At 63.3% G+C, this 17725-nt stretch carries 14 protein-coding genes; 3 read left to right on the top strand and 11 right to left on the bottom strand.

The window, feature by feature from the left end:
* Positions 1-8 precede the first annotated feature (8 nt).
* The 5 genes from KM031_RS00350 to KM031_RS00330 all read right to left on the bottom strand — a co-directional run bounded on the left by KM031_RS00350 (position 9) and on the right by KM031_RS00330 (position 6278).
* On the bottom strand, positions 9-1094 hold the full coding sequence (locus tag KM031_RS00350; RefSeq protein ID WP_215504336.1) for an ABC transporter ATP-binding protein: 1086 nt from the start codon (positions 1092-1094) through the stop codon (positions 9-11).
* Positions 1095-1104: 10 nt separating this feature from the next.
* Positions 1105-2727 (bottom strand): alpha-glucosidase, encoded by a 1623-nt coding sequence (locus KM031_RS00345; RefSeq protein WP_215504337.1) that lies wholly within the window; start codon positions 2725-2727, stop codon positions 1105-1107.
* A gap of 7 nt (positions 2728-2734) precedes the next feature.
* Entirely contained in the window at positions 2735-3862 is a 1128-nt protein-coding gene (locus KM031_RS00340) for a carbohydrate ABC transporter permease (RefSeq protein WP_215504338.1), read from the bottom strand.
* On the bottom strand, positions 3862-4854 hold the full coding sequence (locus tag KM031_RS00335) for a carbohydrate ABC transporter permease (protein WP_215504339.1): 993 nt from the start codon (positions 4852-4854) through the stop codon (positions 3862-3864). Before KM031_RS00335 ends, KM031_RS00340 begins: the two co-directional genes overlap by 1 nt.
* A 68-nt stretch (positions 4855-4922) precedes the next feature.
* Positions 4923-6278, bottom strand: a complete 1356-nt coding sequence (locus KM031_RS00330) for an ABC transporter substrate-binding protein (protein WP_215504340.1) — start codon at positions 6276-6278, stop codon at positions 4923-4925.
* A 259-nt stretch (positions 6279-6537) separates the two neighbouring features.
* Here KM031_RS00330 and KM031_RS00325 point away from each other — a divergent pair, with 259 nt between their 5' ends.
* The 3 genes from KM031_RS00325 to KM031_RS00315 all read left to right on the top strand — a co-directional run bounded on the left by KM031_RS00325 (position 6538) and on the right by KM031_RS00315 (position 9945).
* Positions 6538-7563, top strand: coding sequence for a LacI family DNA-binding transcriptional regulator (locus tag KM031_RS00325; protein ID WP_215504585.1), 1026 nt, complete (start codon positions 6538-6540; stop codon positions 7561-7563).
* 2 nt (positions 7564-7565) lie between these two features.
* Entirely contained in the window at positions 7566-8882 is a 1317-nt protein-coding gene (locus KM031_RS00320) for a GH1 family beta-glucosidase (RefSeq protein ID WP_215504341.1), read from the top strand.
* A 64-nt stretch (positions 8883-8946) separates the two neighbouring features.
* The gene (locus KM031_RS00315) at positions 8947-9945 is read left to right on the top strand and encodes a glucokinase (protein WP_215504342.1); all 999 of its coding nucleotides are present in this window, start codon (positions 8947-8949) and stop codon (positions 9943-9945) included.
* Positions 9946-9997: 52 nt separating this feature from the next.
* Here the strand turns inward: KM031_RS00315 and KM031_RS00310 are convergent, their stop codons facing one another.
* The 6 genes from KM031_RS00310 to KM031_RS00285 all read right to left on the bottom strand — a co-directional run bounded on the left by KM031_RS00310 (position 9998) and on the right by KM031_RS00285 (position 17699).
* Positions 9998-10786: an FAD binding domain-containing protein gene (locus KM031_RS00310; RefSeq protein WP_215504343.1), complete on the bottom strand. Its 789-nt coding sequence runs from the start codon at positions 10784-10786 to the stop codon at positions 9998-10000.
* Between the two features lie 10 nt (positions 10787-10796).
* Positions 10797-13172 (bottom strand): xanthine dehydrogenase family protein molybdopterin-binding subunit, encoded by a 2376-nt coding sequence (locus tag KM031_RS00305; RefSeq protein WP_215504344.1) that lies wholly within the window; start codon positions 13170-13172, stop codon positions 10797-10799.
* Between the two features lie 60 nt (positions 13173-13232).
* The gene (locus tag KM031_RS00300; protein ID WP_215504345.1) at positions 13233-13718 is read right to left on the bottom strand and encodes a (2Fe-2S)-binding protein; all 486 of its coding nucleotides are present in this window, start codon (positions 13716-13718) and stop codon (positions 13233-13235) included.
* Between the two features lie 39 nt (positions 13719-13757).
* Positions 13758-14276: an SRPBCC family protein gene (locus KM031_RS00295; RefSeq protein ID WP_215504346.1), complete on the bottom strand. Its 519-nt coding sequence runs from the start codon at positions 14274-14276 to the stop codon at positions 13758-13760.
* Positions 14277-14355: 79 nt separating this feature from the next.
* Complete coding sequence (locus KM031_RS00290; RefSeq protein ID WP_260692019.1) at positions 14356-16572, bottom strand: hybrid sensor histidine kinase/response regulator; 2217 nt, start codon at positions 16570-16572, stop codon at positions 14356-14358.
* A gap of 2 nt (positions 16573-16574) precedes the next feature.
* Positions 16575-17699, bottom strand: coding sequence for an FIST N-terminal domain-containing protein (locus KM031_RS00285; RefSeq protein WP_215504347.1), 1125 nt, complete (start codon positions 17697-17699; stop codon positions 16575-16577).
* Positions 17700-17725: the final 26 nt, after the last annotated feature.

The following is a 17725-nucleotide window of genomic DNA, read 5'->3' as shown; positions in this document are numbered from 1 at the left end:
CTTTCGCCTTAGCGATAGAGCAACGAACGCCGGTTGTGGAACAGGTGGATCTTGGCCGGATCCGCGCCCAGCCGCACCGTCTGATGCCGCAGATTGCCATGAATACCGGGCAGCTTTGCCACCACCTGCGCCGAATCGCCCTGCCGTTTGAAATAGAGCAGAGTCACCTCGCCCAAGGCTTCGGTGATCTCCACATCGCCGGTGAACAGCGGGATGCCATCGGTCGCCACCAGATCCTCGGGCCGCACCCCCAGATTGACCTTCAGCCCCTTGTCCACCGCCTGCGTCGGAATGCTGGCCACAGCCTCGCCGCCATTGGCCAGCCGGATCCGGGTGCGCGCGCCGGTCTCGACAATCTCGCCCGGCATCAGGTTCATCGCCGGGCTACCGATGAATTGCGCGACAAACTCGTTCTCGGGCCGTTCATACAGTTCCAGCGGGGTGCCGACCTGGCTGATGCCGCCGCCGGCCAGCACCACGATGCGCGTCGCCAGCGTCATCGCCTCCACCTGATCATGGGTCACATAGATCATGGTCGAGTCGGGCATCGCCTCTTTGAGCTGGGCAATCTCCAGCCGGGTGGCGACGCGCAGCGCCGCGTCGAGGTTCGACAGCGGTTCGTCAAACAGATAGACTTTCGGGTCACGCACGATGGCGCGGCCAATGGCGACGCGCTGCCGCTGCCCGCCTGACAGCGCCTTGGGCAGCCGGTCCAGATAGGGCGTCAATTGCAGGATCCGCGCGGCCTTTTCCACCGCGGCATTGATCTCTGCCGTGGTTTTCTTGGCGATCTTCAGGGCGAAGCTCATGTTGTCACGCACTGTCATATGCGGATAAAGCGCATAGGACTGGAACACCATGGCAATGCCGCGCTGCGCGGGCGGCACATCATTCATGCGCGCCGCATCAATGGTGAAATCGCCGCCGGTGATCCGCTCCAACCCGGCGATCATCCGCAAAAGCGTAGATTTGCCGCAGCCAGACGGGCCGACAAACACGATCAATTCGCCCTTTTTGATGTCAAGGTTGATGTCTTTCAACACCTTGACCTCGCCATAGGCCTTTTCAACATTGCTGAGTTTCAGATCGGCCATGACTTCCCCCTTAAACCTGAACACGCCGCGCGAGGCAGATCTGCCACGGGCCAAGCGTCACATTGCGCGCGGCGGGCTGGCTGCCCAGCTCTGCCCCGATGCCCTGCCACTCCCCCTGCGGCAGGTTGATGGTTTCGGTGCCGTCAGACAGGTTGAAGGCACAGAACATGGTCTCGTCGCCCGCGCGCAGAAAGCGCGCCACCGGCCCTTCGGCCCGGATTTCGGTCATTGTGCCATCGCGCAGCACCGGATGGGCGCGGCGGAAGGCCAGTGCGGCGCGGTAATGCGCCAGCATGGATCCGGCCTCGTCTTTTTGCGCCGCAACCGAGCGCGCCAGATGCGGTGCGGTGACCGGCAACCAGGCCTTTGTGGCCGTGGTGAATCCGCCCTGCGCATTGTCGGTTTGCCAGATCATCGGCGTGCGGCAGCCGTCCCGGCCCTTGAATTCCGGCCAGAATTCGATGCCGTAAGGATCTTGCAGATCCTCAAAGGCGATATCGGCCTCTGGCAGGCCCAGTTCTTCGCCCTGATAAAGGCAGAGCGAGCCGCGCAGGCACACGAGCATTGACGTGTAAGCCCTTGCTGCATCATCCGAAAGCGACCAGCGGCTGATATGGCGCACCGTGTCGTGGTTGGAATAGCTCCAGCATGGCCAGGCATCGGGGGCAGCCTTGGCCATGCGGGCAAAGGTCGTCTCCAGCCCCGCCGCTGTCAGCCGCGCCGGTTGCAGCATCTCGAACGGGTAACACATCTGCACCTTGTCACCGCCCGAGGTATATTCGGCCATGATCTCCAGCCCCCGCTGGGCATCGCCCACCTCGCCCACGGCCGCGGCGCCGTAGGGGTTCAGAACCGCGCGGAACTTCTGAAGGAATTCAAGGTTTTCCGGCTGGTTCTTGTCAAACAGGTGCAGCTGGTGGTTATAGGGGTTGACCCCCGGCGCGATACTGTCGTTGCGCAGCGCCTTCGGCAGCGCAGGATTGTCGCGCAAGTATTTGTCTGCAAAATAGAAATTTATGGTGTCTAGCCGGAAGCCATCCACCCCGCGCTCCAGCCAGAACCGCGCCACATCCAGCAGCGCCTCCTGCACCGCCTCGCAGTGGAAATTCAGATCGGGCTGCGAGGTGAGGAAGTTGTGCAGGTAATATTGCTCGCGCCGCCCGTCCCACTGCCAGGCCGAGCCGCCAAAGATCGACAGCCAGTTGTTCGGCGGCGTGCCATCGCCCTTCGGTTCGGCCCAGACATACCAATCCGCCTTGGCATTGCTGCGGTCCTTGCGGCTTTCCTTGAACCAGGGATGCTGGTCGGACGTGTGCGACAGCACAAGGTCGATCATCACCCGCAAGCCCAGTTCATGCGCACGCGCGATTACCGCATCGAAATCGGCCAGCGTCCCGAACATCGGATCGACATCGCAATAATCGCTGACGTCATAGCCGAAATCCTTCATCGGCGAGGTGAAGAACGGGCTGATCCAGATCGCATCCGCGCCCAGATCCGCGATATGCGGCAGCCGCTGCACGATGCCCGCCAGATCGCCGATCCCGTCGCCATTGCTGTCCTGAAAGCTGCGCGGATAGATCTGATAGATCACCGCACCGCGCCACCAATTTTCGTCTTTTATCAAGGTCATATCCGTCTCACTTCACGGAGCCGGCCAGAAGGCCGCGCACCAGATATTTCTGCATGGCAAAGAACACCAACAAAGGCACCGCGATGGAGACAAAGGCCGAGGCGGCCAGAATTTCCCATTCGCCGCCCTTCGATCCCATCAATTCGCGCAGCAGGCCGGTCATCACCAGCTGGTCGGCGCTGTTGCCAAGGAACACCGTCGCCACCAGCAGGTCATTCCAGGTCCAGAGGAACTGAAAGATTGCAAAGCTGGCCAGCGCCGGGAAGGACAGCGGCAGGATGATTTTCAGGAAGATCTGAAAATCCGTCGCCCCGTCCACCCGCGCGCTTTCGATGATCTCGCGCGGCAGGCCCACCATGTAATTGCGCAGCAGGTAAATCGCCAAAGGCAGGCCAAAACCGCTATGGGCCAGCCAGATGCCCACATATTCCTTGCCGATGCCAAGACTGTTGTGCAGCTTCAACAGCGGGATCAGCGACAGTTGCAGCGGCACGACCAGCAGCCCGACGATGGTGGCAATCAGCAGGGCCCGGCCCGGAAACTCCATCCAGGCCAGCGCGAAGGCGGCAAAGGCAGCAATCAGGATCGGGATGATGGTGGCAGGGATCGTCACGGTCATGGTGTTGATGAAGGCGCGGCCGATACCTTCGGCAAACAGCACACGGTCGTAATTGTCGAGCGTGAAGCGCGGCGGCGTGATCGAGGTCACGAACAGACGCGGGCTGCGGCCTTCGAACTGCGCGGTCGAGGTCAGCCGGTAATCGCCGTTTTCGGCCACGGTGGCGCTGACGCCCTCGCCCATATCGGCCACAGCGCCCGGTGCGAATTCGGTCGGGGCCTTCGAGGTGATGCCAAAGGCCTTCACCTGCCCGTTGCCCGCCTCGAACACATTGCCGACGATGACCCAGGTTGTGCCCTCTTGCGTCTGGCTGTCGGCAGCCCCGGCGCGATAGACGATGTTCTGTTCAGACGGGAACAGCGATTTCCACCAGCCCGAGGTGGTGATCTGGTCGCGGTCGCGGAAGGACGAGACCAGCAGCCCGATGGTCGGCAACACCCACAGCAGCACCAATGCGGCCGTGGCCAGATGCACCGCCCAGACCAGCGACGATTTTGTTCCGGCGATATTGTCCATCAACGCATCTCCTTGCGGGCATTGCGGATGTTCCACACCATGATCGGTGTCACCATCAGCATGATGATCAGCGCCACAGCCGAGGCGCGCCCGGTGTCATTGCCGCGGAACATCCAGTCGAACATCAGATTGGCCAGAACCTGCGTGCCCCATTGGCCATTGGTCATCGCCAGAACGATGTCGAACACCTTCAGCACCGTGATGGTGATCGTGGTCCAGACCACGGCAATGGTGCCCCAGATCTGCGGCACCTTGATCTTGGTGAAGATCTGCAAGGGCGAGGCCCCGTCGAGGACCGCCGCCTCGATGGTTTCTTCGGGGATGCCGCGCAGGGCCGCCGACAGGATCACCATGGCAAAGCCGGTCTGGATCCAGACCAGAACCACCATCAGCAGAAAGCTGTTCGACGGCTCGATGGTCAGCCAGGTCTGCGGCGTGCCCCCCAGCGCAACCCAGATCGCGTTCAGAACCCCGACCTCGGTCTGGCCGTCGCCCCGGTAATCATAGATGAATTTCCAGATCACCGCCGCGCCGACGAAAGAAATCGCCATCGGCATGAAGATCATCGCCTTGGCAAAATTGCCCCAGCCGATGCGGTCGGTCAAAGCCGCGGCAATCAGGCCGAAAAAGGTGGAGGCCGCGGGCACAACCAGAAGCCACAGCAGGTTGTTCTTCATCGACTCGCGGAATTTCAGATCGTTCAGAAGCCAGGTGTAATTGTCGGTCCCGACAAAGCTGTCGCCGGTGGCATCATGGAACGACAGCCAGATCGAGACGAACAGCGGATAGACCAGATAAGCACAGAGAAGGATCAACGCGGGCAGCAGGAACAGCCAGGGCCGGATGGCCCCTGCGCGGGTGATATTGCGCCCGGCATCGGGACCGCGCGGCGGATAGATGCTGTCCAAAGCCAGATTGGACAGGAAAAAATAGGCAACACACCCGAAAACACCAATGACGATGGTGGCCGATGCCATGAACAGTTGTTCCATCAAAGCCCCTCCCCAAGGCCGCTGGTCTAATAGCCTGCCCTGTGGCGGGCAGGCCGGGAAAAGTGTTTTTACTTCAGGGTATCCCAGGTTTTCTGGATGTCGGACGCCACCGCCGCCGCATCCTTGCCGCCCGAATAATCCACCATGCCGGTCCAGAACGCCCCTGCGCCAATCGCGCCCGGCATAAGGTCAGACCCGTCAAAGCGGAAGGTCGTGGCGTTCAGCAGGATGTCGCCCATCTTTTTGAGCGTGGGGTCGCCGTAAACTTCGGTGTTCACAGCCTTGTTCGGCGTGAGGAAGCCCGATTGCGCCATCCAGATCTCATGCGCGATTGGGGTAGTCAGGAAGTCGATGAAGGCCTGTGCCGCCGGGCTGTCCTGTGTCACCACAAACACCGTGCCCGCGCCCAGCACGGGCTGGCCCAGCTCCTTGCCCGCATAGGCCGGGAAATAGAAGAAATCCGCATCCTCGCCCACCACGGTGCCCTCCGGGAAGAACGACGGGATGAAGCTGGCCTGACGGTGCATGTAACAAGTGGGGGGCGAGGCAAACAGGCCCTTGGGCGCATCGCGGAAATCGGTCGAGGCCACACCGCCCGCGCCGCCCGCCACCCAGGCGTCATTGCGCGCGAAAGCGCCAAATTCCTCGATCGCCGCCACCACCTTGGGATCATCGAATTTCAGATCATTGCTGACCCAGGCATCATAGTCCTGCGGCGTGTTGACCCGCAGCATCATGTCCTCGACCCAGTCGGTCGCAGGCCAGCCGGTCGCGCCCCCCGAGCCGAGCCCGATGCACCACGGCGTGCCGCCATCCGCGACGATCTGTTCGGACAGCGCCTTCAGATCCTCCATGGTCTGCGGCACCTCATAGCCCGCATCCTCGAAGTTCTCGGGCGAATACCAGACCAGCGATTTCACATCGACCTTGTAGAACAGGCCATAAAGCGCCTTGGTGCCATCTGCCCCCGGATAGGTCGACAGATCGACCCAGCTTTGGCCGGCGGCGTAATTCTCTTGCAGGAAGGTGCCGATTTCGGGCTTCAGCGGCGTCAGCTTGCCGCGCTTGGCCAGATCGGCGGCCAGACCGGGCTGCGGGATCACCGCGATCCCGGGCGGCGAGCCTGCCTCGACATCAATCATCACCCGCTGCTCGAACCCGTCGCCGCCTGAATAGTCCACATCGGCACCGGTTGCGGCCTCGAAATAGGCGATGACCGTTTCAAACAGCGCCTTGTCGACCCCACCCCAGGGGCCATCGATCTTCAGCGTCTGGCCCTTCAGGTCATGGTTGGCCTTGAAACTGTCGAACGACGCCCAGTTGAAACGCGCATCCTCCCCCGGTGCGAATTTCAGATCTTGCGCGGCCACCTGGCCTGCGAACAGCGCCAGCACCGCAGCGCTGGCGAGAAAATTCCGTGTCATCCTCATCCTCCCGATGCCGCAGGGTCCCCGCCCCGCGTTACAGCCAAGCGGGGAATCGTTTTCAAACCGCTTTGGACGCTTCAACTATGCGGCGATACGCCTTCAAGTCAACCATTGACTGCCGACCAAAGTCGCAAAGCATTGCAATGCAAGCGCAGCATTTGACCTTTGCCGCAGCACAAGCGCAGTTAAGGCTTTGACCTTGGACAAGCCTGCCGCTAACCTGCACCCCGATTTGAAACGCTTTGGCCCGGAAAAGATGAACCTCAAGGAGCTGGCCCGCAAACTCGATCTGTCGCCCACCACGGTCAGCCGTGCGCTGAACGGCTACCCGGAAGTCAACGAGGCCACGCGCGAACGCGTGGCGGCGGCTGCCAAACGCTACAACTATCAGCCCAACACGCGGGCCATCCGGCTGGCTACCGGGCGCGCCATGGCGGTGGGCCATGTGATTCCCGTGATGACGCGGCACGAGATCGTCAACCCGGTCTTTGCCGATTTCATCGCCGGGGCGGGCGAGATCTATTCGCGCAACGGCTATGACATGCTGCTGTCGGTGGTGCCCGATGACAATGAAGAACGCGCCTACCGCGAGCTGAAATCGCGCGGCACGGTGGATGGCGTGATCCTGCACGCGCCGCGCATGAAGGATGAACGCATCGGCCTGCTGACCGATCTGGATATTCCCTTTGTCGTGCATGGCCGGGCCACCGGATCGCCGCTGCCCTACAACTGGGTCGATGTGAACAACCGCCGCGCGTTTCAACGGGCCACCGAGTTCCTGCTTGATCTGGGGCATCGCCGCATCGGGCTGGTGAACGGGCTGGAGTTCATGGATTTCGCCATCCGCCGCCGCAGTGGCTATGAGGATGCGCTGGCCGCGCGCGGGCTGAGTGCCGATCCGGCGATCATGGTCAGCGAAGAGATGACCGAAACCGCCGGGCACCGCGCCGTGCGCGACATGCTGAAACAGCCGCAGCCGCCAACGGCGCTTGTCGTCTCGTCGATGATCATGGGGCTTGGGGCCCGCCGCGCCATCGAAGAGGCCGGGCTGCGCATGGGGCGCGATGTGTCGGTCATCATCCATGATGACGAACTCAGCTATCTGCGCAATGGCGAGGATGTGCCGATCTTTACCGCCACCCGCTCCTCGGTGCGCGAGGCCGGGCGGCAAGCGGCGGACATGCTGTTGTCGATCATTTCGGGGCGCGAAGGCGGCCCGCGCGAGTTGCTGCTGGAAGCGGAACTCATCATTGGCCAATCCACAGGCCCCTGCAGAGGCTGACCATGATCCCACCGCGTGCCACCTTCCCCGAAGGGTTTCTGTTCGGGGCCGCCACCGCCGCCTATCAGATCGAGGGCAGCCGGTTTGGCGGGGCCGGGCCGTCGCATTGGGATACTTTCGCCGCCACGCCGGGCAATGTGGTGCGGGCCGAGGATGGCGGGCTGGCCTGCGACCATTACCACCGCTGGCCCGAGGATCTGGATCTGATCGCCGCCGCCGGGTTTGACGCCTACCGCTTTTCCACCAGCTGGGCGCGGGTGATGCCCGATGGGGTGACGGTGAACCCCGAGGGGCTCGATTTCTATGACCGGCTGGTCGATGGCATGGTGGCGCGCGGCTTGCAGCCGTTCCTGACGCTGTATCACTGGGATCTGCCGGCCGCGCTGTCGGATCTGGGCGGCTGGCGCAACCGCGACACCGCCTTTCGGTTTGCCGATTTTGCCGAAACCGTGGCGCGGCGCATCGGCGATCGGGTGGCCAGTGTCGCCACCATCAACGAGCCGTGGTGCGTGGCCTGGCTGTCGCATTTTCACGGCGCCCATGCGCCCGGCCTGCGCGACATCCGCGCCGCCGCGCGGGCGATGCACCACATCCTGCTGGCGCATGGCGCGGCGATGGAAAGCCTGCGCGGCCTCGGCCAGCCCAATCTGGGCATCGTGCTGAACTTCGATCATGCCACCCCGGCCTCGGATGCGCCTGCCGATCTGGCCGCTGCCGCGGTGCAGGATGCGATCTTCAACCGCTGGTTCATCGAAGGGCTGACCAAGGGCACCTACCCTGCCGAAGCTCTGGCGGGCCTTGGCCCGCATATGCCAACCGATTGGCAGGCAGATATGGGGCTGATCAGCGGCAAGCTGGATTGGCTCGGTGTGAATTATTACACCCGGCACATCCACGCCGCCGCCCCCGGCACCCCCTGGCCCGCCACCCGCGAAGTACCCGGCCCGCTGGAGAAAACCCAGATGGGATGGGAGATCTATCCCGAAGGCCTGCAACGCTTTCTAACCCGGCTTGCCCGCGACCATGTCGGAGATCTGCCGATCTATGTCACCGAAAACGGCATGGCCCATGCCGATGTGGTGGGGGTCGATGACAGCCTGCGCGAAAGCTTCATCGCACAGCACTTCCGCGCGGCGCAACAAGCCATGGCGGCGGGCTGCAATCTGCAAGGGTTCTTCTACTGGTCGCTGCTGGACAATTACGAATGGGCCGAAGGATATGAGAAACGCTTCGGCCTTGTGCATGTGGATTTTGACAGCTTGGCAAGAACCCCGAAAGCATCCTATCACGCCCTGAAGCGCGCCCTTGCGCGCAACTGATCTGTAACACGACCCTGAATCTGGTTGCTCTGGCCCGGCACCGCTGACGCATCTGGAGGACAGCATGACAACCGCCCCCTTTTCGCTGGTGGCTGATATTGGTGGCACCAATACCCGTGTGGCGCTGGCGCGCGGCAAGGTGATCGAAGAGCCGAGCGTCCGCCGGTTCCGCAATGCCGATTTCAACGGCATTGATGCGGTTCTGGCCCGCTATATGGCCGATGAAAACGTGGCGGCGGTGGGCGGGGCCTGTGTCGCCGGGGCCGGGCCGGTGCGCGATGGTGCCGTGACCATGACCAATCTGCGCGACAGCGAGGATCAGCCCTGGGTGATCGACGCCGCACGGGTCTCGCGCGCAACCGGGGCCGCGCAGGTGGCAATTCTGAACGATCTTCAGGCGCAGGGTCAGGCCCTGGGCTATATCACCGACAGCCATCTGCGCAGGGTGGTGCCCGGCCCGATAGAATCCGGGGCCTCCATGCTGGTCGTGGGCCTCGGCACCGGCGTCAATGCGGCCCCCGTCCATAACACGCCCTGGGGGCGCGTGGTGCCGCCGTCGGAATGTGGCCATGTCAACCTGCCCGCCCAGACCGACGAGGATTTCCGGCTGGTGCGCTTTATCGAGGCGCTGCTGACCGCGCGCGATGAAGTGCCGCATGCCGGTGTCGAAGAGGTGCTGTCCGGGCGCGGTCTGGCCAATCTGCACCGCTTTGCCGCCGCCGAAGTGGGTGCGGTCACCGAGGCGGCCTCGGCCGAGGTTCTGGCGGCGCTGGCGCAGAACGATCCGGTCGCGGTGCATACGGCAGAGCTTTATACCCGCATTCTCGCGCAGACGCTGGCCGATCTGGCGCTGATCCACCTGCCCTATGGCGGTATCTATCTGATTGGCGGCATGTCGCTGGCGATGGCCCCGCATTTCGCCACCTATGGTCTGGGTCATCATTTCCGCCAACCGCGCCGGGTGCCACTGCTGCAAAACGAGTTTTCGGTGACGGTGGTGGCGGATGATTATGCCGCGCTGACCGGCTGCGCCGTCTACCTGACCCAAGGTGGCAAGGGATAAGGAAAAGGCCCGCAATTGCGGGCCTTGCCTTTGCTGGGGTCTGCGCCCGATGTCAGGAGGCGGCCATCACCGCCCGTTTGGTCAGCACCTTGCACAGATGCGCGCGATAGTCGCCCGATCCGTGCAGATCGCTGATCATGCCCGCGCCGGACAGCGACAGCCCTTCGATCGCTGATGCGGCGAAATTGGCGCTCAGCGCCGCTTCGGCCTCGGACCAGCGGAATACACCGTCATTCGACGCACCGGTGATCGCCACCCGCACCCCGTCCGCATATTTCGCCACAAACACCCCGGTCAGCGCAAAGCGTGAGGCGGGCTGATCGAACTTCACATAAGCGGCCTTTTCAGGAATGGGAAAGCGCACTTCGGTGATGATCTCGCCCTCGTCCAGCGCCGTGGAAAACATGCCCTGAAAGTAATCATCTGCCGCAATCCGGCGGGTATTGGTGACGATCGTCGCCCCCGAAGCCAGCACTGCCGAAGGGTAACAGGCCGAGGGGTCGTTGTTGGCCAGACTGCCGCCGATGGTGCCACGATTGCGCACCGCCGGATCGCCGATGCCGCCCGCCAGCTTGGCCAGCGCCGGATAATGCGCCACCGCCTCGCGCGCCACAGTGACATGCGTGGTTGCCGCCCCGATATGCACACCGCCATCGCCGGTGCAGACGCCTTTCAGTTCGGGGATACCGGTCAGGCTGACCAGAACCTCGGGCGCTGCCAGCCGCTGTTTCATCGTCGGCGTCAGGGTCTGCCCACCCGATAGCGCCTGCGCTCCGTCGCGTGACAGGGCGGCCACCGCTTCTGCGATGCTGGAGGGTTTGACGAATTCAAAATTATGCATCTGATCCTCCTCAGGCTTTGTTCATCGCAGCCCAGACGCGCGAGGGCGTCAGCGGCATGTCGATATGCGTGATGTCGGTGCGACCAGCGCGGTGCAAGGCGTCGATCACCGCGTTGACCACTGCCGGCGGCGAGCCGATTGCCCCCGCTTCGCCACAGCCCTTCACGCCCAACGGGTTGTGGGTGCAGGGGGTGATGCAGCTGTGATCGACCTTGAACATCGGCAGATCATCGGCACGCGGCATCGCGTAATCCATGAAACTGCCCGACAGAAGCTGGCCGTTTTCATCATAGGCACAGTTTTCCATCAGCGCCTGCCCGATGCCCTGCGCCAGACCGCCCTGCACCTGACCTTCGACGATCATCGGATTGACGATATTGCCGAAATCATCCGCAGCGCTGAAGGCGAGGATTTCGACCTTGCCGGTTTCGGGATCAATCTCCACCTCGCAGCCATACCCGCCCGAGGGATAGGTGAAGTTGGACGGATCGTAGAAGGCGGTTTCCTCCAGCCCCGGCTCCATGCTTTCCAGCGGATAGTTGTGCGGCACATAGGCGGCCAGCGTGACCCCGGCCCAATCCACCGATTTGTCCGTGCCCGCAACCGAGAACTTGCCGTCCTTCAGCTCGATGTCGCCTTCAGACGCTTCGAGAAGATGGGCCGCTATCTTCTTGGCTTTGTTGACGATTTTATTGGTGGCCTTGACGATGGCCGAACCACCGACCGCCAGCGAGCGTGACCCATAGGTGCCCATGCCCATCGGGGTGTTCGAGGTGTCGCCATGCACGATCTCGATCTGGCCCGCATCAATGCCGATCATTTCGGCCACCACCTGCGCAAAGCTGGTCTCATGGCCCTGACCATGGCTGTGCGAGCCGGTGAACACGGTGATCGAGCCGGTGGCATTCACCCGCACCGAGGCGCTTTCATACAGCCCCGCGCGCGCGCCGAGTTGCCCCACGAGGTTTGACGGCGCGATGCCGCAGGCCTCGATATAATGGGCCAGACCAAAGCCACGCAGCTTGCCCCGCGCCTTCGATTCCGCCGCCCGCGCCTCGAACCCGGCATGGTCCGAGATTTCCAGCAGCTTATCGAGGGTCGCATCGTAATTTCCGGTGTCATAGACCACGGCGACCGGCGTCTGATAGGGGAACTGGTCAGCCTTGATGAAGTTCTGGCGGCGCAGTTCGATGGGGCTGACCCCCAGTTCGCGCGCGGCCTTGTCGACCAGCCGTTCCAGCTGGAACGTGGCCTCCGGGCGGCCCGCGCCGCGATAGGCATCGACCGGAATGGTATTGGTGAATACCGCCTTCACATTCACATAGATCAGCGGCGTACGATAGTTCCCCGCCATCAGCGTGCCGTGCAGCCAAGTCGGGATCGACGGTGCGAAGGTCGACAGGTAAGCGCCCATATTCGCATAAGTATCGGTGCGCAGCGCGGTAAAGTTGTTGTCGGCATCCAGCGCCAGCTGGATCTTGGTCACATGGTCGCGGCCCTGCGCATCCGACAAGAACGCCTCAGACCGGCTCGATGTCCATTTCACCGGACGATTCAAGGCCTTGGCGGCAAATGTGACGAAAGCCTCTTCGGCATAATGGTAGATCTTGGAGCCGAAACCGCCGCCCACATCCGGGGCCACCACGCGCAGCTTGTGTTCCGGGATGCCCAGCACAAAGGCCCCCATCAGAAGGCGGATCACATGCGGGTTCTGCGAGGTGGTGTAAAGCGTGTGATGGCCGCTGTGCGATTCATAATCGCCTACCGCGACGCGCGGCTCCATCGGGTTGGCCACCAGACGGTTGTTGATCAATTCCAGCGTGGTGACATGGGCGGCCTTGGCAAAGGCCTCATCGACAGCGGCTTTATTCTCTTCGACAAAGCCCCAGTCATAACAAAGGTTTGAGGTCAGTTCCTCATGCACTTTCGGCGCATCGGGCAGCAGCGCCGCTTTCATGTCGACCACGGCGGGCAGCTGGGTGATGTCGATCTCCACCGCCTCGGCGGCATCGCGCGCCTGTTCCAGCGTCTCGGCCACCACGACGGCAATCGGATCGCCGACATGGCGCACCTTGCCATCGGCCAGAACCGGATGCTTGGGTTCCTGCATCGGTTTGCCGAACCTGTCGGTCACCTGCCAGCCGCAGGGAATTCCGCCCACACCGGCAAAATCGGCGCTGGTGAACACTTTCACCACGCCGTCCATCGCCTCGGCGGCGCTGGTGTCAATGCTGTTGATCCGGCCATGCGCCACATCCGACCGGATGAACCACGCATAGGCCTGACCGCGAATGTTGATATCGTCCGTATAGCGGCCCTTGCCTGTCAGGAACCGCACATCTTCGCGCCGCTTGGTGCTGGCGCCGATGCCACCGTCTTTCGGCATTTGCTTTCCTCCCTTGATGCGATGGACCAAGGCCACACCGCAAAACCCTGTTATTGCTTGTTATTCCGCCGCAACCGACGAAACATCCTGGCCAGAGGCCGCCAGCACCGCCTTCACGATATTATGGTAGCCGGTGCAGCGGCAGATATTGCCCTCAAGGTAGTGGCGCACCTCCGCCTCGGTCGGAGACGGGTTTTCCGCCAGCAGCGCCGCCGATGACATCACCATGCCCGGCGTGCAGAAGCCGCATTGCAGGCCATGGTGATCCTGAAACGCCTGTTGCAGCACCGACAGCGATCCGTCGGAATTGGCCATGCCCTCAATCGTGCGCACCTCGGCGCCGCTGACATCCTGCACAAAGGTGGTGCAGCTTTTCACCGCGCGACCATCCACATGCACAACGCAGGCGCCGCATTGCGACGTGTCGCAGCCGATATGGGTGCCGGTCAGCCCCAGCCCTTCGCGCAGAAAACTGGAGAGCAGCGTGCGCCCCTCGGCCTCCCCGGAAACGGTCTTGCCGTTCACCGTCAATGTGACTTTCGTCATTCCTTCCCTCCCTGGCATATGCTTGGTATGGTCTGGCGCTCAGCCGAGCAGCTTCTTGAACCAGCCCTTTTTTTCCTCGGGTGCCGGATCTGCCCCGGCGATCGGCTCCGGCTCCACAGGCCCCTCCACGGCCTGCTGGAACCGTTCGAAAAACTCATCCGCCATCTTCTTGGCAAAGCCGTCGATGATGCGCGAGCCAAGCTGCGCGAGCTTGCCGCCGACATTGGCCTCCACATCATAGCTCAGTCGTGTGCCTTCGGGGATCGCCTCGAAGCGCACTTTGGCACCGCCCTTGGCAAAACCCGCAGGCCCGCCCTTGCCTTCACCGGAAATCGTCAAGCTTTGCCCCGGCACGATGTCCGACAGGGTGACGACACCGGTGAATTTTGCCTTCACTGGCCCCACCTTCTGCACCACCACCGCCTCGAACCCGGTCTCGGGGCTGCCCGATATGCTTTCGCATCCGGGGACGGCGGCTTTCAGCATGTCGGGATCGAGAATGGCGGCCCAGACAGTTTCGGGCGGGGCCTTGATATCGCGTTGATCGGTGAGTTGCATCTGTCTCTCCCTCTCTTATGTGAACGCTATCAAAAGACAAAGCTCGGGCGCTATGGAACCAAAGTCGTAGGGCCTTGGCTCATGCGGCGGGCGGCAGCGCCGAAAGCCAGCCCTCCAGCGCCCGCGCATCAATCGGTTTCAGAAAGCGTTGCACCCCGGCGGCCTCGCAAGCAGTGGCGAGTGCCGGTGTGCGCTGCGCGGTGATCAGGCAGGCGGGCAAGGCACCATAACGGGCGCGCATCAGCTGGATGAACTCCAGCCCCGACATGCCATCGCCCAGCTGATGATCCACCAGAAACACATCCGGCAGGATGCCGATTTCCTCGATCAGCGCTGCCGCCTCTTCGCCGGTGCCCGCATCCAGCACGCTCATGCCCCATTTTTCCAGCAAAAGCCCCATGGCGCGGCGCAGATCGGGTTCGTTTTCCACCAGAAAGGCGATGCGGTCCTGGGTGCCATGCTGCGGGGCAACCAGCGGCCTTGGCGCAGGCAAATTTGCCTCACCCGGCCCGTCGGCCACCGCCAGCTGCAACATGAAACAACTGCCGCGCCCCGGTTCCGATTGCAGCCCGAGCGGATGGCCGAGCGCGGCACAGGCGCGTTCGACAATCGCAAGGCCCAGCCCCATGCCCTCCGATGCCGAGGCCGGCGCATTCAGGCGGTGAAATTCGCGGAAGATCGCATCCTGATCCTCTTCCGCGATGCCCGGCCCGGTGTCATGCACCTCCAGCCGGATCATGCCACCCTGCCGCCGCGCACCCACCAGCACCCGGCCCGTCATCGTATAACGCACCGCATTGCCGATCAGATTTTGCAGGATGCGCCGCAGATAAGCGGGATCCGAGATCACCACGGCAGAACAGGGCATCACCGTCAGGCGCAGACCCTTGGCGGCGGCAATGGCGGCAAATTCCTCGCGCAGCGGCCCCAGAATCCGGTCGAGCCGCACCGGCCCCGGAGAGACCGCCACCCGCCCGCTTTCCAGTTTGGAAATATCGAGCAGCGCGCCCAGAATCCCCTCAACCGAATCCAGCGCGTTCTGCGCCTTCTGCACCGCCTCACGCGCGAAAGGCTCCAGCGCCTCGGCGGCGATGGAGCCGATGAACAGTTTGGCCGCCGAAAGCGGCTGCAACAGGTCATGGCTGGCCGCCGCCACAAAGCGCGCCCGGCTGGCATTGGCGCGTTCGGCGTCGGTCAGCGCATCGGCCAGCTCCAGCGTGCGCTCCATCACGCGCGCCTCCAGCGTCTCGTTCACCGCCGACAAGGCGGATCGTGCGGCGCGTTCGGCGGAAATATCGGTAAAGCTGACCACAAAGCCGCCATCGGGCATTTCCTGCGCATCCGCTTGCAGGATCAGCGTGCCGCGCTGCAATTCAAAGCCAAGCGCCGCCCGCCCCGGCCCCGACAACACCCAATCGGCAAAGCGCTGCGCCGTCATGCCTTCGCCAAAGGTGATTTCGGATTCCAGCCGCTCCATCAGCGTGCCGAAGCCAACCCCCAGCCGGAACCGCTGCATCGGAATGGCCAGCAGATCGCCCAGCCGTTCATTCCAACCCACCAGCCGCCGTTCGGCATCAAAGATGCACACGCCCTGGCTGATGTGATCCAGCGTGGCGCGGATGATGCGGGCCTGATCGTCCAGCATCCGCCCGCGTGCCTCGCGCTCCAGCCGGATGATATCGGTCACATCCATCTGGATGATCACCGTGCCGCCATTGGCGGTGCGATGTTCCGAAATCTGCAACCAGCGGTTCCAGATCAGCCGCACATTAAAGATCACATGCCGGTCAAGATGGCGTTTGCGCCGCCGCACCGCCCAGATTTCGGGGGTTTCACCCTCGGGCAAGGCGAGGTAGCGCGACCGGCTGACCCGCTCGACATAATCATCAAAGCTGAGGCCCGCTTTCAGATGGTCGCGCAGGTCCAGCATGTGCATCCCGAAGCGGGAGTTGCACATCACCAGCACCTCATCGGGGCCGAACAGCGCAAAGCCTTCCTGCACCGTCTCGATCGCATCCGCGAGGTTCTGCCGCGCCGCCTCGGTTTCGCGGTTGGCCTCGGCCAGCCGGGCGTTGGACTGGTTCAGCAGATCCAGCGCCCGTTCCAGGTCGCGGGTGCGGGCCGACACCTGATCCTCCAGCATCGCCGCGCGCTGAAACTGGGCATAGGCGGCCACGCTGTCATCGGTGACCTGCTCCACCCGGCGCATCAGCACCTCGGCGATGGTCAACAGCTTTTCGCGCTGCCGTTCGGGCGTATCGGCGGGATCAAGCAGGCTGGAGGCGCGCGGCTGCACCCTCACACCCCCGGCGGAAAGATGGCGACACCCGTCATCGTCTGGTTCACATGCATGGAATTAAGCTGCTCGCCATAGGTGGAAAAGCCGACGACGTTATTGTCGCGCAGGATGGCCGAGACTGCACCATATTTCTGTTTCTCCAGCGCCTCCATCCGGCGCAGGATGCAATCGCAGGCCAGGATCGCCTCGGGGGCCGTGCCGATGGCCAGCCCCGCCAGTTCCCGCTCCAGATGGGCCACCATATCCTCCGGCTCAGCCAGGGTCAGCACAAGCCCCTCGTCAATCGCCGAAAAGAACACCAGATCGCCATTCGGTGCCACCTGCTGGATCGCCCGCACATGATGCCGCCCGCCGATCCGCACCACAACCGGATGGGCGGCAAAGGTGAAGGTATCGAGCTGGCCCGGATCCTTGCCCAAGAGCCGCGCATATTCCCGCGCCGCCGGTTCGGCATTGATCTGGCGCACGGTGCGGTTGGCCGGGTCGGCCTCGGTCACCACCATGCGGGTTTCGGTCGGCACCAGATGATCGAGGTTGAACACCTTCACCCGGCAGCGCGAGCGCACCATGGCCAGCACCGCCGCGTTGCGCAGCGCGCGCCCGTCATGCACAACGAATGTTTCGCGAAACCGCGTGCCATCCGCCGCCGATCCGCCAAACAGCGGCACCGGCCCCAGCCCGGCGGCAAGCGCGGCCGTCAGCGCATCTTCGCGCGTCGACAGGCCATCGACCATCAGAAAGGCAAATTCGTGGTCCCACCCCGGCCGCAGCACCCGCAGCCCCTGCCGCGCCCGGATCAGCCGCCCGATCAGGTCTTCGCTGTCAATCGCCACCAGATCGGGGATCAGCAGGATGTCAGCGGCGAAATAGGCGGCGGGCAGCCCCAGCGCCACGATGCCGCCTTCGGAATAGCCCTCGCCGGAAATCTCGCCCGCCGTGGTGCAGCCGATCACCGGCGCATCAAAGGCGGCCTCGGCCAGCAGCGCCGCCAGATCCGCCTCGGGCGAGATGAACAGCATCACACAGGCAAACGGCCCCGGCCCCAGCGCCGCCGCCAGACGCGCCGCTGGTGTCGCGCTGCGCGCATCGACATGCGCCGTGACGATCACCGGGCCGTCATTCATGCGTCCCCCGCTTCCTCATCCCGCAA

The organism is Gemmobacter fulvus (assembly GCF_018798885.1).
GTDB lineage: Bacteria > Pseudomonadota > Alphaproteobacteria > Rhodobacterales > Rhodobacteraceae > Gemmobacter > Gemmobacter fulvus.
Note: the sequence above shows the minus strand (reverse complement) of the source record. Positions and strands in the feature narration are given on the sequence as shown.